This window comes from Variovorax sp. E3, from assembly GCF_016082275.1.
Lineage (GTDB): Bacteria > Pseudomonadota > Gammaproteobacteria > Burkholderiales > Burkholderiaceae_C > Variovorax.
Genome location: NZ_MOWM01000149.1, coordinates 1 through 20887, shown reverse-complemented (window position 1 = coordinate 20887; position 20887 = coordinate 1). Strand labels below are relative to the sequence as shown.

Annotated in this window: 19 protein-coding genes, 1 tRNA gene and 2 pseudogenes; 15 read left to right on the top strand and 7 right to left on the bottom strand. The window is 67.8% G+C overall.

Features of this window, described 5'->3' with window-relative positions:
* A pseudogene (locus tag BMG07_RS33075) lies at positions 1-498 on the top strand (SDR family NAD(P)-dependent oxidoreductase); the annotation flags it as partial.
* A 19-nt stretch (positions 499-517) separates the two neighbouring features.
* Here the strand turns inward: BMG07_RS33075 and BMG07_RS33070 are convergent.
* Both BMG07_RS33070 and BMG07_RS33065 read right to left on the bottom strand, forming a co-directional pair.
* Positions 518-1354 carry a bifunctional 2-polyprenyl-6-hydroxyphenol methylase/3-demethylubiquinol 3-O-methyltransferase UbiG gene (locus BMG07_RS33070; protein WP_198088046.1) on the bottom strand — a complete coding sequence of 279 codons (837 nt, stop codon included), beginning with the start codon at positions 1352-1354 and terminating at the stop codon, positions 518-520.
* Between the two features lie 108 nt (positions 1355-1462).
* Positions 1463-1547: transfer RNA gene (locus tag BMG07_RS33065), tRNA-Leu, on the bottom strand.
* Positions 1548-1588: 41 nt separating this feature from the next.
* On the opposite strand from BMG07_RS33065, the gene cysM reads away from it, so the two are divergent.
* From cysM to BMG07_RS33050, 3 genes are all read left to right on the top strand, one after another.
* Positions 1589-2491 carry a cysteine synthase CysM gene (cysM, locus tag BMG07_RS33060; protein ID WP_198088045.1) on the top strand — a complete coding sequence of 301 codons (903 nt, stop codon included), beginning with the start codon at positions 1589-1591 and terminating at the stop codon, positions 2489-2491.
* A gap of 108 nt (positions 2492-2599) precedes the next feature.
* Positions 2600-3175: an NUDIX domain-containing protein gene (locus BMG07_RS33055; protein WP_198088044.1), complete on the top strand. Its 576-nt coding sequence runs from the start codon at positions 2600-2602 to the stop codon at positions 3173-3175.
* Complete coding sequence (locus tag BMG07_RS33050; protein ID WP_198088043.1) at positions 3165-3392, top strand: sulfurtransferase TusA family protein; 228 nt, start codon at positions 3165-3167, stop codon at positions 3390-3392. The genes BMG07_RS33055 and BMG07_RS33050 overlap by 11 nt, the downstream gene beginning before the upstream one ends.
* A 69-nt stretch (positions 3393-3461) precedes the next feature.
* Here the strand turns inward: BMG07_RS33050 and galU are convergent, their stop codons facing one another.
* Both galU and BMG07_RS33040 read right to left on the bottom strand, forming a co-directional pair.
* Positions 3462-4352: a UTP--glucose-1-phosphate uridylyltransferase GalU gene (gene galU, locus BMG07_RS33045; protein ID WP_198088042.1), complete on the bottom strand. Its 891-nt coding sequence runs from the start codon at positions 4350-4352 to the stop codon at positions 3462-3464.
* Positions 4353-4465: 113 nt separating this feature from the next.
* Entirely contained in the window at positions 4466-7345 is a 2880-nt protein-coding gene (locus tag BMG07_RS33040; RefSeq protein WP_198088041.1) for a valine--tRNA ligase, read from the bottom strand.
* A gap of 104 nt (positions 7346-7449) precedes the next feature.
* Here BMG07_RS33040 and yaaA point away from each other — a divergent pair, with 104 nt between their 5' ends.
* The 10 genes and pseudogenes from yaaA (at position 7450) to BMG07_RS32990 (ending at position 17168) form a co-directional block, all read left to right on the top strand.
* Positions 7450-8232 carry a peroxide stress protein YaaA gene (gene yaaA, locus BMG07_RS33035; protein WP_198088040.1) on the top strand — a complete coding sequence of 261 codons (783 nt, stop codon included), beginning with the start codon at positions 7450-7452 and terminating at the stop codon, positions 8230-8232.
* The gene (locus tag BMG07_RS33030; protein WP_198088039.1) at positions 8232-9074 is read left to right on the top strand and encodes a 2OG-Fe(II) oxygenase; all 843 of its coding nucleotides are present in this window, start codon (positions 8232-8234) and stop codon (positions 9072-9074) included. Before yaaA ends, BMG07_RS33030 begins: the two co-directional genes overlap by 1 nt.
* A 10-nt stretch (positions 9075-9084) precedes the next feature.
* Entirely contained in the window at positions 9085-9999 is a 915-nt protein-coding gene (locus tag BMG07_RS33025; RefSeq protein WP_198088038.1) for an alpha/beta fold hydrolase, read from the top strand.
* Positions 9996-10880: an NADPH-dependent 7-cyano-7-deazaguanine reductase QueF gene (gene queF / locus BMG07_RS33020; RefSeq protein WP_198088037.1), complete on the top strand. Its 885-nt coding sequence runs from the start codon at positions 9996-9998 to the stop codon at positions 10878-10880. The genes BMG07_RS33025 and queF overlap by 4 nt, the downstream gene beginning before the upstream one ends.
* Positions 10881-11002: 122 nt before the next feature.
* A complete protein-coding gene (locus tag BMG07_RS33015) occupies positions 11003-11908 on the top strand; it encodes an SDR family NAD(P)-dependent oxidoreductase (RefSeq protein WP_198088036.1) in 906 nt (301 codons plus the stop codon).
* A gap of 90 nt (positions 11909-11998) precedes the next feature.
* Positions 11999-12889 carry a LysR substrate-binding domain-containing protein gene (locus BMG07_RS33010; RefSeq protein WP_198088035.1) on the top strand — a complete coding sequence of 297 codons (891 nt, stop codon included), beginning with the start codon at positions 11999-12001 and terminating at the stop codon, positions 12887-12889.
* 13 nt (positions 12890-12902) lie between these two features.
* Positions 12903-13790: a LysR family transcriptional regulator gene (locus BMG07_RS33005; protein WP_198088034.1), complete on the top strand. Its 888-nt coding sequence runs from the start codon at positions 12903-12905 to the stop codon at positions 13788-13790.
* A 99-nt stretch (positions 13791-13889) separates the two neighbouring features.
* Positions 13890-15043, top strand: a pseudogene (locus BMG07_RS33000) (mandelate racemase/muconate lactonizing enzyme family protein).
* Positions 15044-15145: 102 nt separating this feature from the next.
* The gene (locus tag BMG07_RS32995; protein WP_198088033.1) at positions 15146-16156 is read left to right on the top strand and encodes a tripartite tricarboxylate transporter substrate binding protein; all 1011 of its coding nucleotides are present in this window, start codon (positions 15146-15148) and stop codon (positions 16154-16156) included.
* A gap of 304 nt (positions 16157-16460) precedes the next feature.
* Entirely contained in the window at positions 16461-17168 is a 708-nt protein-coding gene (locus tag BMG07_RS32990) for an arylmalonate decarboxylase (RefSeq protein ID WP_198088032.1), read from the top strand.
* A gap of 9 nt (positions 17169-17177) precedes the next feature.
* Here the strand turns inward: BMG07_RS32990 and BMG07_RS32985 are convergent, their stop codons facing one another.
* From BMG07_RS32985 to BMG07_RS32975, 3 genes are read right to left on the bottom strand one after another with little or no spacing between them, the layout of a single operon-like run.
* Positions 17178-18527: an MmgE/PrpD family protein gene (locus BMG07_RS32985; RefSeq protein WP_198088031.1), complete on the bottom strand. Its 1350-nt coding sequence runs from the start codon at positions 18525-18527 to the stop codon at positions 17178-17180.
* Positions 18528-18544: 17 nt separating this feature from the next.
* On the bottom strand, positions 18545-19708 hold the full coding sequence (locus tag BMG07_RS32980) for an acyl-CoA dehydrogenase family protein (protein ID WP_198088030.1): 1164 nt from the start codon (positions 19706-19708) through the stop codon (positions 18545-18547).
* 22 nt (positions 19709-19730) lie between these two features.
* Positions 19731-20513 (bottom strand): citryl-CoA lyase, encoded by a 783-nt coding sequence (locus tag BMG07_RS32975; RefSeq protein ID WP_198088029.1) that lies wholly within the window; start codon positions 20511-20513, stop codon positions 19731-19733.
* Positions 20514-20656: 143 nt separating this feature from the next.
* On the opposite strand from BMG07_RS32975, the gene BMG07_RS32970 reads away from it, so the two are divergent.
* A partial coding sequence (locus tag BMG07_RS32970; RefSeq protein WP_198088028.1) for an acyl-CoA dehydrogenase family protein occupies positions 20657-20887 on the top strand: 231 nt, incomplete at its 3' end.

Genomic DNA, 20887 nt, shown 5'->3' with positions numbered 1-20887 from the left:
ACCCCGCGCTCCCACCGCCGCGTCGACGCCGAGCGCGCCGTGCGCTGGCTGGGCCGCAGCGCGGGCGTGCGCGCCAGCATCCTGCGCATTCCCGGCATCTACGCCCCCGACCGCGAAAACGGCACCCCGCGCGGCCGCCTGCAGCGTGGCACACCGGTGCTGCGGCGCGAGGACGACGTCTACACCAGCCACATCCACGCCGACGACCTGGCGAGCGCCTGCGTCGCCGCGCTGTTCCGCGGCAAGCCGCAGCGTATCGTGCACGCCTCGGACGACACCGAGCTGCGCATGGGCGACTACATCGACCTGGCCGCCGACCTGTACGGCATGCCCAGGCCGCCGCGCGTCGCGCGCGGCGAAGCCGAGCGGCAACTGCCGCTGCAACTGCTGAGTTTCATGGGGGAATCGCGCCGGCTGGACAACACGCGGCTGAAGCGCGAGCTGCGGGTGCGGCTGGCGCATCCGACGGTGCATACGGGCTTGCTGGAAGGCGCCTGAGCGCTGGGGGCGGCCCAGCCTAGTCGCCGGTTTTTCTGGCAACCACCAGCAGGGTGCCGCCAAAAGGAAGCGGCACGCCCATGCGGATCAAGGCCTCGTCGAAGCGCATGAAGAGATCGAGGACCCCGTTGAGAACGGGCGGGAACTTGACCCGCTTCGCCAGCGCCGCTTCGTCCGACTGGGACTTGTCGCGCCGGTTGTCGAGCAGGCGCGAAACCAGCATCAACGGAAACAGCGTGAAGACGAATGAAGTGGCGTAGCTGATCGAAAAGCCGTTGGCCTTCAGCTTGTCGACGAGCTCCTTGCGCGAATATCTCCGCTTGTGCTTGACGATTTCGTCCAAGGCACTCCAGAGGAACATGTGCTGCGGCACCGAGATGATGGCCACGCCGTCCTTGCGCAGCATGTGGGCAATGTTGGCGATGGCAGTCGTGTCGTCGTCGATGTGCTCGATCACGTCGAAGGCCGTGATCATGTCGAACTGCTCGCCGATGCGGCCCTTGGTCACGTCGAACTGGATGAAATCGACGTCGGGCTGGTTCTTCTTGGCGTAGACCAGGCCCTTGAGGTAGACCTCCGAGCCGGTGATTTCGAGTTGCTCGTCGCTGGAAATGTGCCGAATGAAGTCGCCGGTGCCGCAGCCGATTTCCAGGAATTTCGTCTTGCCCTTGGGGGCGCGGTTTCTCTGGACCAGGCTTTTGAAAAGCCGATTTCTCGATGTAACCCAGAAACTGCTGTCGGCGTTCTTGTCGGTCAGGTCGAACCCGCCGTCTGGGTAGTCTTCGTAGCTGCTCGCCACTTCCGGGCTGAAGCACTTGATGCCGTCGACGACCTTGAATTGCAGGATGTCGCTCATGGAAATTCGTCTCTCCGACGGGATGCTCCCCCGGAAGCGCTGCTGTCCGAGGGCGGCGTGTGCGCTACAGCACGGAAGACCGCTATGACATGGATAGCGATATAAATGTGGTGCCCGGGGCCGGAATCGAACCGGCACACCTTTCGGTGGGGGATTTTGAGTCCCCTGCGTCTACCAATTTCACCACCCGGGCAGGTTCTGAACGAAGCCCAAAATTATGGCACAGTGGCCACCATGAATTATCCGACGATCGAAGATGCCATCGGCAAGACCCCCCTGGTCGCCCTCCAACGCATTCAAGCCGCGGAGAACGCCAAGCGTGGCAACGTGATTCTCGGCAAGCTGGAAGGCAACAACCCCGCGGGTTCCGTCAAGGACCGGCCGGCGCTCTCGATGATCAAGCGCGCCGAGGAGCGCGGCGAAATCAAGCCCGGCGACACGCTGATCGAAGCCACTTCGGGCAATACGGGCATTGCCCTGGCCATGGCCGCGGCCATCAAGGGCTACCGCATGGTGCTGATCATGCCGGAGGACCTGTCCGTGGAGCGCGCGCAAACCATGAAGGCCTTCGGCGCGGAGCTCGTGCTCACGCCCAAGAGCGGCGGCATGGAATACGCCCGCGACCTCGCCGAGCAGATGGTGGCCCAGGGCAAGGGCCGCGTGCTCGACCAGTTCGCCAACCCCGACAACCCGCGCATCCACTACGAGACCACGGGCCCCGAGATCTGGGCCGACACCAAGGGCAAGGTCACGCACTTCGTGAGCGCCATGGGCACCACGGGCACCATCACCGGCGTGTCGCGCTTCCTGAAGGAAAAGAACCCCGCCATCCGCATCATCGGCGCGCAGCCGGCCGAAGGCTCGCGCATTCCGGGCATCCGCAAGTGGCCGGCCGAGTACATGCCGAAGATCTTCGACCCGAGCCGCGTCGACCAGGAAATCAGCGTGAGCCAGGACGACGCCGAGGAAATGTGCCGCCGCCTGGCGCGCGAAGAGGGCATCTTCGGCGGCATCTCGGCCGCCGGCGCCCTGTGGGCCGCGCTCGAGGTGTCGAAGACGGTCGAGAACGCGACCATCGTGTTCGTGGTCTGCGACCGCGGCGACCGCTACCTGTCGACCGGCGTGTTCCCCGCCTGACAAGGCTCACCCCTTCCGGGGGGCAACACCTGCGGCCCGGCAAAGCCGGTTCCGCGGTGTTCCTGGAAGGGACCATGACTCCACAACAAGAAGGCTGAGACACCCACCATGCCCCATCCCAAGTTTTGCCAGGTCTGTGCCACGCCGCTCGAGTGGATCGCGCTGATGGAAGACGGCGGCCCCAAGGAGCGCCTGCGCTGCCCCAACTGCGGCCACACGCACTGGAACAACCCCACGCCGGTGCTCGCGGCCATCGTCGAGTACCGCGGCCAGGTGCTGCTGGCGCGCAATGCGGCCTGGCCGGGCAAGATGTACGCGCTGATCACCGGCTTCATGGAAGCCGGCGAAACGCCCGAGGAAGGCATCGCGCGCGAGGTCAAGGAAGAAACCAACCTCGACGTCAGCGCCACCAAGCTGGTGGGCGCCTACGACTTCCAGCGCATGAACCAGATCATCATCGCCTACCACGTGGTGGCCGATGGCGAGGTCAAGCTCTCGCCCGAGCTGGTCGACTACCGCCTGTACGACCTGCCGGACCTCAAGTGCTGGCCCGCCGGCACCGGCTACGCGCTGGCCGACTGGCTGCGCACGCGCGGGCACGAACCCGTGTTCTTCACCGCCGCGGAAAACGAAGAGCGCCGCCGCGGCCTGAACCTGCCGCCGGAGCCTGGCAATGCAAGTTGACCGCGAGCTCGACACGCGCGGGCTGAACTGCCCGCTGCCCATCCTCAAGGCGAAGAAATCGCTCAACGAGATGGCGAGCGGCCAGCTGCTGAAGGTGGTGTCTACCGACCCTGGCTCGATGCGCGACTTCCAGGCCTTCGCGCGCCAGACGGGCAACGAGCTGATGGCCCAGGAAACCGTCGGCACCGACTTCATCCACGTGCTGAAGCGCCGCTGAAGCAGCGCACAAAAGAAAAGGGCCGCGGATGCGGCCCTTCTTCATGGCGTCGGGTCGGAGCAAAAGCAATTACAGCTTCAGGCTCTTGAGGTACTCGCGGAAATCCGCGCCCACTTCGGGGTGCGCCAGCGCCAGTTCCACCGACGCCTGCAGGAAGCCTTCCTTGCTGCCGCAGTCGTAGCGGATGCCCTTGTACGAATACGCGTACACCGATTCCTTCTTCATCAGCGCCGCGATGCCGTCGGTCAGCTGGATCTCGCCGCCCGCGCCCTTGGGCTGGTTGCGGATCTCGTCGAACACGCCCGGCGTGAGGATGTAGCGGCCGGCCACGCCCAGGCGCGAGGGCGCGTCTTCGGGCTTGGGCTTCTCGACCATCTTGCTGACCTTCACCAGGCCGTCCTCGATGGCGTCGCCGGCCACGATGCCGTAGCGCTTGACGTGTTCCAGCGGCACTTCCTGCACCGCCAGCAGCGAGCCGCCCAGGCGCGCGAAGGCGGCCGTCATTTGCGCCAGCACCGGCTCGCCGCCCGTGGGGCCGACCATCAGGTCGTCCGCCAGCAGCACGGCGAAGGGCTCGTTGCCCACCAGGTGTTCGGCGCACAGCACGGCGTGGCCCAGGCCCAGCATGCGCGGCTGGCGCACGTAGGAGCAGGTCATGTCGTCGGGCATGACCGAGCGCGCGATGTTCAGCAGCGCGGTCTTGCCGCTGGCCTCGAGCTGGCTTTCGAGCTCGTAGGCGGTGTCGTAGTGGTCCTCGATGGCGCGCTTGTTGCGGCCGGTCACGAAGATCATGTCGCGGATGCCCGCGGCATACGCCTCTTCGACGGCGTACTGGATCAGCGGCTTGTCGACCACCGGCAGCATTTCCTTGGGCTGTGCCTTGGTGGCGGGGAGAAAGCGGGTGCCAAAGCCCGCAACGGGGAATACAGCCTTGCGGATACGTGTCGATGGTGTGGACATGGGCAGTTCGGCGTCGGTTCGTTGGAAGAAGAAAAAAGCGAAATTCTCGAATAGCTGGAACGGCAAGCAAGTGCCGAACCAGCATCCTAAACGCCCGGGATTTCCCCCGTCTGTCAGCCGAGGCGCACAAGCTGGTCGCGCAGGCGTTCCAGCGTGGCGGTGAAGTCGGCCAGGCGCTTGCGCTCCTGATCGATGACCGCGGGCGGCGCCTTGGCCACGAAGGCCTCGTTGCCCAGCTTGCCGTGCACCTTGGCGATCTCGCCCTCGATGCGCGCGATTTCCTTGCCGATGCGTAGCTTCTCGGCCGCCTTGTCGATCTCCATGTGCAGGCACAGGCGCGCCGCGCCCACCACCGCCACGGGCGCCGCTTCGGCCGCGGCCTGCCATGAGGCCTCGTCGTCGAAGACCTTCACTTCCTTGAGCTTGGCCAGCGCCTGCAGCACCGGCGCCGATTCGCGCAGGAAGGCCGCGCCCTCGGCGTCGTCGGCCACCGCGTACAGCGGCAGGCGCATCGCGGGCGACACGTTCATCTCGCCGCGCAGCGTGCGGCAGGCATCCACCAACGCCTTCAGCCGCGCCACATGCGCCTCGGCCGCCTCGTCGATCTTCTCCGGCTGGCTCTGTGGATACGCCGCCACCATGATCGATTCGCCCTCGCGCCCCGCGACCTTCGACACCTTCTGCCACAGCTCTTCCGTGATGAACGGAATCACCGGGTGCGCCAGGCGCAGCAGCGCCTCGAGCACGCGGATCAGCGTGCGGCGCGTGGCGCGCTTCTGCGCATCGTCGCCGGTCTGGATCTGCACCTTGGCGATTTCCAGGTACCAGTCGCAGAACTCGTCCCAGGCGAACTGGTAGATCGTGTTGGCCACGTTGTCCAGGCGGTATTCCTCGAAGCCCTTGGCCACTTCGGCTTCCACGCGCTGCAGTTGCGACACGATCCAGTAGTCGGCGCGGCTGAACTTCAGGTAGCCGTGGGCCGGGCCGCCGACCTTGCAGTCTTCCTTCGTGTGCTCCAGCAGGCCGCAGTCCTGGCCTTCGCAGTTCATCAGCACGAAGCGCGTGGCGTTCCACAGCTTGTTGCAGAAGTTGCGATAACCCTCGCAGCGCTTGGAGTCGAAGTTGATGCTTCGGCCCAGCGAGGCCAGCGACGCGAAGGTGAAGCGCAGCGCGTCGGCGCCGAAGGCCGGAATGCCGTCCGGAAACTCCTTCTGCGTGTTCTTGCGCACCGTGGGCGCCGTCTCGGGCTTGCGCAGGCCCTGGCTGCGCTTGTCCAGCAGCTCGGGCAGCGCAATGCCGTCGATCAGGTCGACCGGGTCGAGCACGTTGCCCTCCGACTTGCTCATCTTCTTGCCCTGCGCGTCGCGCACCAGGCCGTGGATGTACACGTCCTTGAACGGCACCTTGCCCGTGAAGTGCTTGGTCAGCATGATCATCCGGGCGACCCAGAAGAAGATGATGTCGTAGCCCGTCACCAGCACGGTGGAGGGCAGGTACAGCTCCAGGTCCTTGGTCTTCTCGGGCCAGCCCAGCGAAGAGAAGGGCACCAGCGCCGCCGAGTACCAGGTGTCGAGCACGTCCTCGTCGCGCTTGAGCGTCTTGCCCGGCGCCTTGGCCTGCGCGGCGGCTTCGTCTTGCGCCACGTACACGTTGCCGTCCTCGTCGTACCAGGCCGGAATCTGGTGGCCCCACCACAGCTGGCGCGAAATGGTCCAGTCCTGGATGTTCTCCATCCAGTGGTTGTAGGTGTTGACCCAGTTCTCGGGCACGAAGCGCACCTCGCCCGACTTCACCACGTCGATGGCCTTCTGCGCGATCGACTGGCCGTCGGCGCCGGGGCGCGTCATGGCCACGTACCACTGGTCGGTAAGCATCGGCTCGACGATGGCGCCCGAGCGCGCGCAGCGCGGCACCATCAGCTTGTGCTTCTTCACCTCGATCAGCAGGCCCAGCGCTTCCAGGTCGGCCACGATGGCCTTGCGCGCCACGAAGCGGTCCATGCCGCGGTATTTTTCGGGCGCGTTGTCGTTGATGGTCGCGTCGAGTGTCAGCACGCCGATCATCTCGAGCTTGTGGCGCTGGCCGACCGCGTAGTCGTTGTAGTCGTGCGCGGGCGTGACCTTGACCACGCCGGTGCCGAAGGCCTTGTCCACGTAGTCGTCGGCAATGATCGGAATCAGCTTGTCCACCAGCGGCAGGCGCACGCGCTGGCCGATCAGGTGCTTGTAGCGCTCGTCCTCGGGGTGGACCATCACGGCCGTGTCGCCGAGCATGGTCTCGGGCCGGGTGGTGGCCACGGTCAGCGTGCCGCTGCCGTCTGCTAGCGGGTAGGCGATGTGCCAGAGCGAGCCGTCTTCTTCCTCGCTCTCGACCTCGAGGTCGCTCACCGAGGTCTTGAGCACCGGGTCCCAGTTGCCCAGGCGCTTGCCGCGGTAGATCAGGCCTTCTTCGTACAGCTTCACGAAGGTGTGCGTCACGACCTGCGACAGGTTGTCGTCCATCGTGAAGTACTCGCGGCTCCAGTCCACCGTGTCGCCCATGCGGCGCATCTGCTGCGTGATGGTGTTGCCCGACTTTTCCTTCCACTCCCACACGCGCGCCACGAAGTTCTTGCGGCCCAGGTCGTGGCGGCTGACCTTCTGCTCCTGCAGCTGGCGCTCCACCACGATCTGCGTCGCGATGCCCGCGTGGTCGGTGCCCGGCAGCCACAGCGTGTTGGCGCCCTTCATGCGGTGGTAGCGCGTGAGGCTGTCCATGATCGTCTGGTTGAACGCATGGCCCATGTGCAGCGTGCCCGTCACGTTGGGCGGCGGCAGCTGGATCGCGAACGACTCGGCGCCGTCCTTGGGCTGCTGCGTGCCACGGAAGCCCGCCTTGGCGTAGCCGCGCTTTTCCCATTCCGGGCCCCAGTGCGCCTCGATGGCGGTGGGTTCGAACGATTTCGACAGGCTGTCGAGGCCGGGTTGGGCGGGGGAGGAGGTGGGTTCGCTCATGGGGAATGCAAAACGGCACCCTCGGGTGCCGTCGTATCGAGGTGGGATTGACAGGGATTTTACCGGCGCGGCTTCCCGTCACCCCGGCCACTGATAATTCCGGGATGCTGTTTCTGCTCTCCCCTGCAAAGTCGCTCGACTACGACACCCCGCTCCCTTCCGAAACCCCCGCCACCCAACCCCATTTCGAGTCTTCGCGCGGCCCCTCGGTCGAGCTCATCAAGCTGCTGCGCGAGAAGTCGCCGCAGCAGATCGCCGAGCTGATGCACCTGTCGGACAAGCTCTCCGCCCTGAACGTGGCCCGCTACGAAGCCTGGTCGAGCAAGAGCACCGAGAAGAACGCCCGCCAGGCCGCCTTCGCCTTCGACGGCGACGTCTACGGCGGCCTCGACGCCCGCACCCTCACCAAGGCGCAACTGGCCTGGGCGCAGGACCACGTCTGCATCCTGAGCGGCCTCTACGGCCTGCTGCGCCCGCTCGACCTGCTGCAGCCCTACCGGCTCGAAATGGGCACCCAGCTGGCCAACCGCCACGGCAAGGACCTGTACGCCTTCTGGGGCTCGCGCATCGCCGAACACCTGAACGAGCGCCTCGCGGCCGACCGCACGCCCGTGGTCATCAACGTCGCCTCGCAGGAATACTTCAAGTCGGTCGACAAGAAAGTGCTCAAGGCCCGTGTGGTCGAATGCGTGTTCGAGGAGTGGAAGGGCGACCGTTACAAGATCGTGAGCTTCTTCGCCAAGCGCGCCCGCGGCCTGCTGGCCCGCTGGGCGGTACAGCACAAGGCGGCCACGCCCAAGGCACTGGAAAAATTCGACCTCGAGGGTTATGGTTTCGACGCTGATGTGTCGACAGCCGAAAGGCTGGTGTTCAGGAGGAAAGTCTGATGTCGCAAGCGATCAGTCCGGAACTGCGCGAATGGCTGGTGGCCCAGCTCGCGGCCGGGCACTCGGTGCCCGCGTTGCGCGCGTCCATGCGCGCGGCCGGCTGGCACGACGCCGCCGCCGACACGGCGCTGGCCCAGCTCGAAGCCGGTTTTCCTGAGGTCGAGGCGGCCTTGCCGCCGGCGCGCACCGAAATGCCCGGTCCCGACCTGGACGGCGCGCCGCTGTACCTGGACGCCGGCGACCGCCGCGTGCAGGTGCTGCAGACCCTGCGGCATCCGCGTGTCATCGTGTTCGGCAACCTGCTGTCGGGCGAGGAGTGCGAAGGCCTGATCGCCGCCGCGCGCGTGCGCCTGGCGCGCTCGCTCACCGTCGAGACCCGCACCGGCGGCGAGGTGCTGAACGTCGACCGCACCAGCGACGGCATGTTCTTCGAGCGCGGCGAGAACGAGATCGTCGCGCGCCTGGAGCAGCGCATCGCCATGCTGCTGCGCTGGCCGCTCGAATACGGCGAAGGCCTGCAGATCCTGCGCTACGCCCCCGGCGCGCAGTACCGCCCGCACTACGACTACTTCGACCCCGGCGAGCCCGGCACGCCCACCATCCTCAAGCGCGGCGGCCAGCGCGTGGCCACGCTCGTCATGTACCTGCAGGAGCCCGAGGGCGGCGGCGCCACCACCTTCCCCGACGTGGGCCTCGAAGTGGCCCCCGTGCGCGGCAGCGGCGTGTTCTTCAGCTACGACCGGCCCGACCCCGTCACCCGCACCCTGCACGGCGGCGCGCCGGTGCTGGCGGGCGAGAAGTGGGTCGCCACCAAGTGGCTGCGCGAGCGCGAGTTCAAGTAACAAGAATCCGATGAAAGTCACCGCCAACGGGCTGCAGATCGAAGTCGACGACACCGGAGGCGAAGACGGGCGCCCCGTCATCCTGCTCATCATGGGCCTGGGCATGCAGCTGGTGGCGTGGCCGACCGCGTTCGTGCAGCAACTGGTGGACGCCGGCTTTCGCGTGGTGCGCCACGACAATCGCGACATCGGCCTGAGCCAGGGCTTCGACCACGCGGGCACCGGCAACGTCGTGTGGCAGACCATCCGCCACCGCCTGGGCCTGAAGGTGCGCTCGGCCTACACGCTGCAGGACATGGCGCGCGACTCGCTCGGCGTGCTCGACGCGCTGGGCATTGCCAAGGCCCACATCGTCGGCGCTTCGATGGGCGGCATGATCGCCCAGCGCATTGCCGCCTTCATGCCGCAACGCGCGACCAGCCTCGTGAGCATCATGAGTTCCAGCGGCGCGCGCGGCCTGCCCGGCCCGCGCCGCGAAGTGACCTCCATGCTCATGCGCCGCCCGCTGGGCCGCGGCGAGGACGCGCTGGTGGCGCACAGCATCCGGCTGCTGCGGCTGATCCAGAGCCCGGCCTACCCGCAGACCGACGAGGCGCTGGCCGAACGCCTCACCTTCAGCATGCGGCGCTCCTACCACCCGGCCGGCCTGATGCGCCAGATGCTGGCCATCGGCGCCGACGCCGAGCGCCCCCAGCTGCTGCCGCGCATCCAGTCGCCCACGCTGGTGCTGCACGGCGATGCCGATGCGCTCGTGCCCATCGCCTGCGGCGAAGACACCGCCAGGCGCATTCCGGGCTCGCGCTTCGTCGCCATCCCCGGCATGGGCCACGACCTGCCGCCCGAGGTGTGCACCATCCTCGCCCGACACATCGCGCCGTTCGCGCACGCAGCGCAAGCGGCGCAAGCCAGAGACACAACACCATGAGCCACGACCCGAACCCCCACAACCCCCACAACCCGAACACCCCCGAGCAATCGCAACTGGGCCGCGCCTCGGCCTACGCCGACCACTACGACCCCTCGCTGCTGTTCCCCATCGCGCGCGCCACGCAGCGCGAGGCCATGGGCATCAAGACCGGCGCGCTGCCTTTCTTCGGCGCCGACCTGTGGACCGCGTTCGAAGTGAGCTGGCTCAACGCGCGCGGCAAGCCGCAGCTGGCCATCGCGCACTTCACCATTCCGTGCGAGACGCCCAACATCATCGAGAGCAAGAGCTTCAAGCTCTACCTCAACAGCTTCAACAACAGCCGCTTCGCCAGCATCGACGAAGTGCGCGAACACCTGCGCACCGACCTCGCCGAGGCCGCATGGCGCGGCAGCGACCAGTCGGCCGGCATCGGCGTGAAGCTGCTCGCGCCCGAGATGTTCGACCGCGAGCCCGTGCACGAACTCGACGGCCTGGACCTCGACCGCCTCGACATCGAGTGCACCCACTACCAGCCCGCACCCGAGCTGCTGAGCAGCGACACCGCGCAGGTGCACGTGAACGAAACGCTCACCAGCCGCCTGCTCAAGAGCAACTGCCTCGTCACCGGCCAGCCCGACTGGGGCAGCGTGCAGATCCGCTACAGCGGCCCGCCGATCGACCAGGCCGGGCTGCTGGCGTACATCGTGAGCTTTCGCAACCACAACGAATTCCACGAGCCCTGCGCCGAGCGCATGTTCACGGACATCTGGAGCCGCTGCAAGCCGACCAAGCTCGCGGTGTACGCGCGCTACACGCGGCGCGGCGGGCTGGACATCAACCCGTTCCGCACGAGCTGGCCGCAGGCGCTGCCGCAGAACATCCGCACGGCGCGGCAGTAAGCCCTAACGGGCCGCCGCCGAAGCCCCTCTTCGGAAACCCCAAACCCGCTCCCACCGCGCCTGTGGCATTCTGAAATTCGCCCGCGAACCCGCGGGCGAACGAACATTCGGAGCGCAGACACATGGTTGAAGGAAAAGTGGTCGTCGTCACCGGCGCGGGCGGCGGCATCGGGCGCGACATCGCGTTGGCCATGGCCGCGCATGGCGCGAAGGTGGTGGTCAACGACATCGGCGCCGCGCTCGACGGCGCTGGCGGCAGCGCCGGCCCCGCGCAGCAGGTGGTCGACGAGATCCGCGCGGCCGGCGGCCAGGCCGTGCCCAACACCGACAACGTGGCCGACGCGGCCAGCGCCGCGCGCATCGTGCAGTGCGCGGTCGACAGCTTCGGGCGCATCGACGCGGTGGTCAACAACGCGGGCATCCTGCGCGACCGCTTCTTCCACAAGATGTCGGTCGACGAGTGGGACTCGGTGCTCAAGGTGCACCTGTACGGCTCCTACTACGTGAGCCGCGCGGCGGCCACGCACTTCAAGGAACAGAATTCGGGCGCGCTGGTGCACATGACCTCGACCTCGGGCCTCATCGGCAACTTCGGCCAGGCCAACTACTCGGCCGCCAAGCTCGGCATCGTCGCGCTGTCGAAGTCGATTGCGCTGGACATGCAGAAATTCAACGTGCGCTCCAACTGCATCGCGCCCTTTGCCTGGAGCCGCATGATCGGCGCCATTCCCACCGACACCGACGAGCAGCGCGCCCGCGTCGACAAGATCAAGCAGATGACGCCCGCCAAGGTCGCGCCGCTGGCGGTGTACCTCGCGAGCGACGCGGCCGGCGCGGTCAACGGGCAGATCTTCTCGGTGCGCAACAACGAGATTTCGCTCATCAGCCAGCCGCGCCCGGTGCGCTCCATCCACCGCTCGGAGGGATGGACGCCGCAGAGCATTGCCGAGCACGCCATGCCCGCGATGCGCGCCAGCTTCTTTGCGCTCGACCGCTCGGCCGACGTGTTCAGCTGGGACCCGGTGTGAGCGACGCCTGAGGACTAACCCGAAGGGCGGCTCGCGCGGCGCCATTCGCCGGACAATGCACGTTCCCTTCCTTACTCGTGCCCGCGCCCGGTGAATCTGCACTTCGACCTGTTCGACCTGAAACTGTTCGTCTACGTGGCGGACGCGCGCAGCCTCACGCGCGGCGCCGAGAAGGCCTGCATCTCGCTGGCCGCCGCCTCCACCCGCATCAAGCAGATGGAAGAAGCCGTGGGCGGCAAGCTGCTGCACCGCAGCGCGCAGGGCGTGAGCCTCACGGCCGCGGGGCAGGCCGTGCTGTACCACGCCAAGCGCGTGATGCAGCAGATGGAGCACCTGCGCTGCGACATGCAGGACTTCGGCAAGGGCATCAAGGGCCATGTGCGCGTGTTCGCCAACACCACCTCGATCACCGAGTATTTGCCGCAGAAGCTCGCGGGCTTTCTCACGCAGCACCCGGCGGTGCAGGTCGACCTGCGCGAATACCTCAGCGAGGAAATCGTGCGCGCGGTGGCCGACGGCGAGGCCGACATCGGCATCCTGGCCGGCGACGTGCACACCGGCGACTTCGACGCGCGCGCCTTCGGCAGCAACCAGCTGGTGCTGGTCGTGCCCGTCACGCACCACCTCGCGGGCGCCGCCTCGGTGGCCTTTGCCGACACGCTCGACGAGCAGCACGTGGGCCTGCACCACGGCAGCGCCATCCACCGCTTCCTGCAGCGCCGCGCCGAGCTTGCGGGCCGGGGCTTCAACCCGCGCATCCAGGTCAGCAGCTTCGAGGCCATCTGCCTGATGATCGAGGCGGGCGTGGGTGTCGGCGTGCTGCCGGCTTCGTCGGCGCAGCGCCTGTCGATGGCGATGCGCATCGCGACCGTGGCGCTCAGCGATGCCTGGGCCGAGCGCGAGCTGAAGCTCATCGCACGCGACCGCGAGCAGTTGCCCGCGTCGGCGCGCGAGCTGTTCGACCACCTCGTCGCGCCCTGAGCGCGGCCGTGCCATGTCCGCCGACCTGAAGTCGCTGCGCCTGTTCGTGACCGTGGCCGACCACGGCAGCATCAGCGAGGGCGCCAAGCGATGCCACATTGCGCTGGCGGCCGCGAGCAAGCGCATCTCCGACCTGGAGGCCCGCGCCAGGCTGCCGCTGCTGGTGCGCCATGCGCGCGGCGTCACGCTCACGTCGGCGGGGCACGGGTTGCTGCTGCATGCGCGCGCCGTGCTCTCGGCCATGGACCGGCTCGGCGCCGAGCTCGACGACTTCCAGAACGGCGTGGCGGGCGTGGTCAGCATCACGGCCAATGCCTCGACCATCGCGCAGTTCTTGCCCGCGCAGATCGGCTCCTTCCTGCGGCTGCACCCCGTGCTCAAGATCGACCTGCAGGAGCGCGCCAGCACCGAGGTGGTGAAGGCCGTGCAGGCCGGCCTGGCCGACATCGGCGTGATCGAGAGCCACACGCCGGTCGACGGCCTCGAATGCCTGCCCTACCGCAACGACGAGCTGGCCGTGGTGATCGCGCGCGACCATCCGCTGGCGCGGCGCAAGCGCATCGGCGTGGAAGAGGTGCTGCGCCACGACCATATCGTGGTGCGCGAAGGCACGGCGCTGCACCGCGTGCTGCTGGCCGCCGCGCTGGAGGCGCAGGTGCCGCTGAAGGTGCGCATGCAGGTCGGCAGCTTCGACATGGTGTGCCGCATGGTGGAGCAGGGCGTGGGCATCGGCGTGCTGCCCTACGCGGCCATCCTGCCGCAGCTGCAGATCCTGCGGCTGCGCTGCCTGAAGCTCGACGCGCCCTGGGCGCTGCGCCGCCACCTGCTGTGCGTGCGCAAGCAGCAGGAGCTGACGGTGGCCGCGCGCTCGGTGCTCGAACACCTCGGCCGGCCGGACTGAGCACGACCCTTCGCGCCGCGCGAAGCCTCGCGCTCGCCAAAAACGAATTGTTCTCCCGCGGCCCGCGCGCAAAGATCGTGCAAACCAAAGGAGACACCCTTGAAGATCGTTCGCGTCAGCGCCACGCCGCTGAACATTCCCGTGACCATCGACGTGGTCGGCCTGAACAAGCAGACCTCGCTGTCGCTGTGCCTCACCGAGATCGAGACCGACACCGGCCTCGTCGGCCACGGCATGACCGCCATCACCGAGGAAGAAATCATCGCCGCCGCCGTGCGCGAGGTGGCCGGCCCCGCGCTACTGGGCGAAGACCCGATGGCCACCGAGCGCCTGTGGGACAAGCTCTACTGGCTGCTCTCGCCGCGCGGCCAGACCGGCTATGCCAGCCACGCCATCGCCGCGCTCGACATCGCGCTGTGGGACCTCAAGGCCAAGGCCCTGGGCCAGCCGCTGTGGCGCCTGCTCGGCGGCGCGCGCGCCAAGGTGCCGGTGTATGCCACCTTCGGCTTCGGCTTCTTCGAACGCGACCAGCTCGCCGCCGCCGCCAGGCTGTGGGTGTCGCAAGGCTTCCAGCGCCTGAAGATGACCGTCGCAACCACGCGCTCGCGCGCCGCGACGAGCCGCGCCCGCTCGACGAGGTCATTGCCGAGGACGTGCGCCGCGTGGCCGCCGTGCGCGAAGCCGTGGGCCCCGACGTCAAGCTGTATGTCGACGCCAACTGCGGCCTCGACCTGTTCCACGCCACCGAGCTTGCGCACCGCATCGAGCCCTACGGCATCAGCTTCTTCGAGGAGCCGCTCACGCAGAACGACGTGCGCCAGATGGCCCAGCTGCGCGCGCGCACCAGGATCCCGCTGGCCTGCGGCCAGAACGAAGGCCTGGCCTTCCGCTTTCGCGACCTGCTGGTGAACCAGGCGGCCGACGTGCTGCAGCCCAACGTGACCATCTCGGGCGGCTACTCGCAGTGCCTGAAGATCGCCGGCATGGCGCAGGCCTTCAACGTGCCCATCGACAACGGCGGCGCCTGGCCTTTCCACAACATGCACCTGCACGCGGGCGTGTCGAACGGCGGGCTGGTCGAGTACCACTACGTGGCGGTGCAGATGCTCAAGCAGATCTTCGACGGCCTGCCGGTGCCCGACCAGGGCTGGCTCACGCTGCCCGAGACGCCGGGCCTGGGCTTCGCGCCGAACGTGGAGCGGGTGCGCGAGCTGGCGAAGCTGCCGACCTCGCACGGCAAGGGCAAGGCCTGAAGGGCGAAGGGCCTTGCCCACCGCACCGGCGAAACTTCTTTTTTCTTCACGACCGGGCCGCGACAGACGGCCGGCGATTCCGACCCAGACAACGGAGACATGATGAAAGCCAGACAAGCGATTCGCCCGGCGCGCCGGCAAGCACTGTGCGCGGTGGTGGCCCTGGCGGGCCTTGCCGGCGCCCTCGCGGCGCCCATGGCATGGGCCCAGCAGAAGTACCCCGACAAGCCGATCCGGCTGGTGGTCGGCTACTCGGCCGGCGGCGGGGTGGACGCGGTGGCGCGGCTGCTGGGCGTGCGGCTGTCGGCGGTGCTGGGCCAGCAGGTGCTGGTCGAGAACCGCACCGGCGCCACGGGGCTGATTGCGGCCGACCTCGTCGCCAAGGCTCCGCCCGACGGCTACACGCTGATGATGGGCGACAGCGCATTGCTCATTGCCAAGCTGCTGCAGCCGAAGATCGCGCTGGACCCGCTCACGAGCTTCAAGCCGGTGGCGGGCGCTTTCACTTCGCCGCTGATGATCGTCACGGGCAACGACTTTCCCGCGAAGACGCCGGCCGAATTCGTGAAGGAGCTCAAGGCGCATCCGGCGCGCTATTCGTTCGCGACCTCGGGCGTGGGCACGGTGCAGCACCTGGGCTTCGAGATGCTCAAGCAGGCCACGGGCAGCAACGTGGTGCACGTGCCCTACCGCGGTGCCGCGCAGATCGTTCCCGACGTGATCGGCGGGCAGATTCCCATCGGCGTGGTGAGCGCCACGGCCGGCATGGCGCAGGCGAAGGCGGGCAAGCTGCGCGCCCAGGCGTTGATGAACACGGCGAAGCTGGAAGGCGTGGAGGGCGTCCCGCCGCTGGCCGATGCGCTGCCGGGGTTCGACGTGGCACCGCGCATCTTCGTGCTGGCGCCGGCCGGTACGCCCGATGCGATCGTCGACAGGCTTTCTTCGGCGGTGAAGACCGTGCTCGATACGCCGGAGGCGGGGGCCGCGGCTGCCGCCCAGGGCACGCTGCGTTCCTACGCCACGCCAGCGCAGTTGGGCAAGGACATGGCGGACGAGACTGCGCGGTGGAAACGGATCATTGCGGAGCAGCATATCGTGGCTGAAGGGGGCTAGTTTGCGCTTGAGCTTGAGTCGTTCGGGGCGCGCTCACGCCGACGGTGTGCTCTGCTCCGCGAATGTCCCCCGGGGCTGCGCCCCTCCTCCTTTATTTCGCTGCGCAGAGCACACCATCAGCGTGAGCGTTTTCAGAGCACTTGTTGATCGGCTGCGAACCGACAGCGTGCCCAAGTGCACAGGGCACTGGGTGCTCCCCGCAGCGAAATAAAGGAGGAGGCCGCAGGCCGGGGGACATTCGCGGAGGGGAGTACCCGGTGTCCTGTGCACACACCCACAACCCCAAACAACAAGGATCAAAACAATGACACTCCCCCATCTGGGCTTGATCGTTCCGCCAGCCGCTGGCGCCGTGCCAGTCGACGGCAAGCTGCTCTACGGCGACCGCATCCGCTTCAGTGCGCGCGGCCTCGGCCTTGGAGAAATTTCCACGCGCGGCTACACCGAGGTGATCGACTCGGTGGTCGAGAAGGCCGTGGCGCTGAAGGACGAGGGCGTGAGCGCGGTCTCGTTGATGGGCACCTCGCTGAGCTTCTTTCGCGGCGCGGCATTCAACCGGCAACTCGAAGCGGAGATGGCGCGTGCCACCGGGTTGCCCTGCACCACGATGAGCAATGCCATCGTCGGCGGGCTGCGGCACCTCGGGCTGCGGCGCGTGGCGGTGGCCACGGCCTACATCGACGAGGTCAACGTACACCTGCGGCGCTATCTGGAACAGAGCGACATCGAGACGCTGGGGCTCGAAGGGCTGTCGATCTCCGATGTGCAGGCCGTGGGGCAGGTACCGACGCAGGTGCTGGTCGATCTGTGCATCCAGGTGTTCGATGCGCAGCCCGGCGCCGATGGCGTGCTGATCTCTTGCGGGGGGCTGGTCACGCTCGATGCGGTGCGTGAGGTCGAGGCCCGGCTGGGGGTGCCCGTGGTGTCGAGTTCGCCGGCCGGGTTCTGGGACCTCGTGGGGACGGCGGGGCTCGACCCTCGGGCTGCGGGGCAGGGGCGGCTCTTCGCCTGACCCCTTGCTTCAGCCGAGCCAGCGGCCCACGCGCGGCGTGTCGGCCAGCTGCCAGACGTGCTGGCACAGGGCCTTGGCCTCGTCCGCCGTGGCGCCTTCGCCGTAGTGCGCGAGGCGCTGCATCTTGTCTTCGATTTCCGCGCGGCTCAGGCTGTTGCCCGGGTCGCCCTTGGGCTCGTCCACGCGGCCCTGCAGCGTGCGGCCGTCGGTGGTGTGCACGCTGACCTTGCCGATCCAGCGGGCGGGGTAGGCGGTGTCGACTTCTTCGTCGAGTTCCATCGCCACCTTCTCGCGGAAGGCCGAGACCTCGGGCGCGAGAAAGTCGCGGTCGAACTCGCCGAGGCCCGCGCGGCCGTGCACGGCGATCAGGCCGAGCACCGTGCCCATCGAGAACTTGCCTTGGTGCACCGTGGCCGGCACGTTCACGCGGCCCAGCACGTCGATGGCGCCCTGGTGCACATGCGTGGTCACGCGCGACACGTCGGCGGGCTCGAGCCGGTTCTGTTCCATCACCTGCAGCAGCGCGTCGGCGGCGGGGTGGGTGTGGCGGCACGAGGCGTGGTACTTGAACGAGGTCTCGGCCAGCGTCCAGCGCGTGCCCAGGCCATCGACGAGCCTGGCGGGGTCGGCATCGGTGGACATGCCGACACCCAGGCCCTGTGCGCCTTCGAGGATGCGCGCGGCGCCCGTGAAGCCGTCTTGCGCAAGATAGGCCGACATCAGCCCGCTCGTGGCCGCATGCGCGCAGTGCAACTGCTTGGAGTCGGCCGCGTCGCGCAGGAACTCCCACACGCCGGCCGACTGCGTGCCGGCCGAGCCGAAGGCGTGCAGCATCTGCTGCGGCGTGAGCTCGAGCAAACGGCCCACCGCCGCGGCGGCCGCGAGCGTGCCCGCCGTTGCCGTGGTGTGAAAGGTCTTGTAGTGCGAGCGCCCGAGAAATTCGCCGACGCGGATGCCGACTTCATAGCCCGCGACCACGGCCGTCAGCAGCTGCGCACCGCTCGCGCCGATGCTCTGCGCCACGGCCAGCGCCGGCGCAATGACGACGGCGGCGGGGTGGAACACCGAGCCGTTGTGCACGTCGTCCTGCTCGACGAAATGCGAGGCCGCCGCGTTGACCATTGCGGCGAACAAGGGCGAGCTGGTCTGGCGCGAGGTCAGTATCTCGCTGGGGCCGTCGGCGGGGCCCATCGTCCGCGCGAAGCGCTCGATGCTGCGAATCGGCCGCGCCGTGCGCGCCGCGAGCACCGAGCCCAGCCAGTCGAGCATCAGGTCTTCGGTGCGGCGCAGCACGTGCGGCGGGATGCGGCCGAACTGCAGTCCGGCGGCAAAGTCTGCAAGGGTTCTGGATTCGTTCATGGTGAGGTGCCTGGCTTTCAGAACGAGCGGGGCAGGCCGAGCATGTGCTCCGCCACGTAGCTGAGGATCAGGTTGGTCGAGATCGGCGCCACCTGGTAGAGCCGCGTCTCGCGGAACTTGCGCTCGATGTCGTATTCGCACGCGAAGCCGAAGCCGCCGTGGAACTGCAGGCACGCATTGGCGGCCTCCCAGCTCGCCTTGGCCGCGAGGTACTTCGCCATGTTGGCCTGCGCGCCGCAGGGCTGGTGCGCGTCGAACAGGCGGCAGGCCTCGTAGCGCATGAGGTTCGCGGCTTCCACCTCGATGAAGGACTCGGCAATCGGGAACTGCACGCCCTGGTTCTGCCCGATGGGGCGGCCGAACACCACGCGCTCCTTCGTGTACTGGGTCACCCGGTCGATGAACCAGTAGCCGTCGCCGATGCACTCGGCCGCAATCAGCGTGCGCTCGGCGTTGAGCCCGTCGAGGATGTACTTGAAGCCCTGGCCTTCCTCGCCGATCAGGTTCTCGGCCGGGATCTCCAGGTTCTCGAAGAACAGCTCGTTGGTCTCGTGGTTGACCATGTTCAGGATGGGCTGCACCGTCATGCCCTTGCCGATGGCCTCGCGCAGGTCGACGATGAAGATCGACATGCCTTCGGACTTCTTCTTCACGTCCGCCAGCGGCGTGGTGCGCGCCAGCAGGATCATCAGGTCCGAATGCTGGATGCGCGAGATCCACACCTTCTGCCCGTTGACGACATAGCGGTCGCCCTTCTTCAAGGCCGTGGTCTTGATCTTCGTGGTGTCGGTGCCGGTGGTGGGCTCGGTCACGCCCATCGACTGCAGGCGCAGCTCGCCGTTGGCGATCTTGGGCAGGTAGGCGCGCTTCTGTGCCTCGCTGCCGTGGCGCAGCAGCGTGCCCATGTTGTACATCTGGCCGTGGCAGGCACCGGAGTTGCCGCCGCAGCGGTTGATTTCTTCCATGATCACCGAGGCCTCGGTCAGGCCCAGGCCCGAGCCGCCGTATTCCTGCGGAATCAGCGCGGCCATCCAGCCGGCCTTGGTGAGCGCGTCGACGAACTCGGCGGGGTAGCCGCGCGCCTCGTCGATCTTGCGGAAGTAGGCATCGGGAAACTGCGCGCACAGGTCGCGCACGGCATCGCGGATGTCGGGGAAGTTCTTGTCGTTGGCGTTGTTCATCGCTTGTTGCTGTTGCTCTTCGTCAGTCCTGGCGCGGGCCGCCGGCTTCTTTTTCCACACGCTGCCAGATCTCGACCGCCATCGGGTCGTCGATCTCCTCCAGGATGTGGCCCACCAGGCCGATGGCGCGCGCCATCACGCCGAAGCCGCGAATGATCTTCCACGGAAAGCCGAACTCGGCCGCGATCGCGCCGATGGCCCCGGTCGCGTTGATGGGCAGCGACTTGCCCGACACGCGCTCGGCCTCTTCCTGCACGGCTTGCATCAGTGCGACGTAGTGGCTCGACAGGCCGTTCTCCGCCGCGATCTGGAACAGGCGCGGCGTGCGCGGATCGATCGGCTTGTGCAGCGGATGGCCCAGGCCCGGCACGATCTGCTTGCGCGCGCGGTGGTCGGCCACGATGTCCTTCGCCATGTCGGCGAGCGGGCGCGTGGGCTTCTGGCCGAACGGGATCGCCTCGTAGAGCATCTTCGCCGCGCCCTCGGTGCTGCCGACGAACACGCTGCCCAACCCGCAAAGACCGGCTGCCACGGCGGCTTGCAGCGCCTCGGGGGCGCCGGCGTAGGTCAGCCGCGCGGCCAGCGCGCTGGGCGTGACGCCGTGCTCCACCAGCGTGACGACGATGGCGTTGAAGGTCACCGACTCCTGCGGCGTCGGGATGCGCCCCGTCAGCTCCAGGAAGGCCATGTCGCCCAGGTTCAGGTGGCCGAGGATTTCCGAAGGCAGGTCGCGCCCGCGCACGGTGATCTTGTCGGGCGTGCTGTGGCCCAGCTCGGTGTGCAGGGATTTCTTGATCTTGGTCATGGCGCCGAATCTAGCCCCGCCTCGCGCGGGGCGGTTCTCTGATTGCGAAACCCTCCCTTCGGCAAATGCGAATGCCCGGCGGCGGGGGCTTCAGGCACGCTGCGTTTCGTCTTTCTTTGCAACGGAACGAGGCACACCGACCGATGGACTCTGAATCTCTCGCGGCCATGCGCGAAGCGGCGCTGGACTACTTCACGCGCAGCCGCGCCATCGCCCGGCGGCGCGCCCGCATGGAACAACCGGGAAGCGACGAGGCCGAAGGCTGGCGCCACATCGCCGAACTCGGCTGGCCCGGCATGCTGGCGCCCGAGTCGGCCGGCGGCCTTGCGCTGGGGCTCGACGGCGCCGCGGAAATCCTGCGGGCCGCCGGCGAG

Bases quoted from the DNA above. Each gene is read 5' to 3' on its own strand.
- BMG07_RS33070 (WP_198088046.1), bottom strand. From the start codon at position 1,354: ATGAGCGACATCCTGCAATTCAAGGTCGTCGACGGCATCAAGTGCTTC.
- BMG07_RS32975 (WP_198088029.1), bottom strand. From the start codon at position 20,513: ATGACCAAGATCAAGAAATCCCTGCACACCGAGCTGGGCCACAGCACG.
- BMG07_RS33040 (WP_198088041.1), bottom strand. From the start codon at position 7,345: ATGAGCGAACCCACCTCCTCCCCCGCCCAACCCGGCCTCGACAGCCTG.
- BMG07_RS33025 (WP_198088038.1), top strand. From the start codon at position 9,085: ATGAAAGTCACCGCCAACGGGCTGCAGATCGAAGTCGACGACACCGGA.
- BMG07_RS32985 (WP_198088031.1), bottom strand. From the start codon at position 18,527: ATGAACGAATCCAGAACCCTTGCAGACTTTGCCGCCGGACTGCAGTTC.
- queF (WP_198088037.1), top strand. From the start codon at position 9,996: ATGAGCCACGACCCGAACCCCCACAACCCCCACAACCCGAACACCCCC.
- BMG07_RS33015 (WP_198088036.1), top strand. From the start codon at position 11,003: ATGGTTGAAGGAAAAGTGGTCGTCGTCACCGGCGCGGGCGGCGGCATC.
- BMG07_RS33055 (WP_198088044.1), top strand. From the start codon at position 2,600: ATGCCCCATCCCAAGTTTTGCCAGGTCTGTGCCACGCCGCTCGAGTGG.
- cysM (WP_198088045.1), top strand. From the start codon at position 1,589: ATGAATTATCCGACGATCGAAGATGCCATCGGCAAGACCCCCCTGGTC.
- BMG07_RS32990 (WP_198088032.1), top strand. From the start codon at position 16,461: ATGACACTCCCCCATCTGGGCTTGATCGTTCCGCCAGCCGCTGGCGCC.
- BMG07_RS33050 (WP_198088043.1), top strand. From the start codon at position 3,165: ATGCAAGTTGACCGCGAGCTCGACACGCGCGGGCTGAACTGCCCGCTG.
- BMG07_RS32995 (WP_198088033.1), top strand. From the start codon at position 15,146: ATGAAAGCCAGACAAGCGATTCGCCCGGCGCGCCGGCAAGCACTGTGC.
- BMG07_RS32980 (WP_198088030.1), bottom strand. From the start codon at position 19,708: ATGAACAACGCCAACGACAAGAACTTCCCCGACATCCGCGATGCCGTG.
- yaaA (WP_198088040.1), top strand. From the start codon at position 7,450: ATGCTGTTTCTGCTCTCCCCTGCAAAGTCGCTCGACTACGACACCCCG.
- BMG07_RS33005 (WP_198088034.1), top strand. From the start codon at position 12,903: ATGTCCGCCGACCTGAAGTCGCTGCGCCTGTTCGTGACCGTGGCCGAC.
- galU (WP_198088042.1), bottom strand. From the start codon at position 4,352: ATGTCCACACCATCGACACGTATCCGCAAGGCTGTATTCCCCGTTGCG.
- BMG07_RS33030 (WP_198088039.1), top strand. From the start codon at position 8,232: ATGTCGCAAGCGATCAGTCCGGAACTGCGCGAATGGCTGGTGGCCCAG.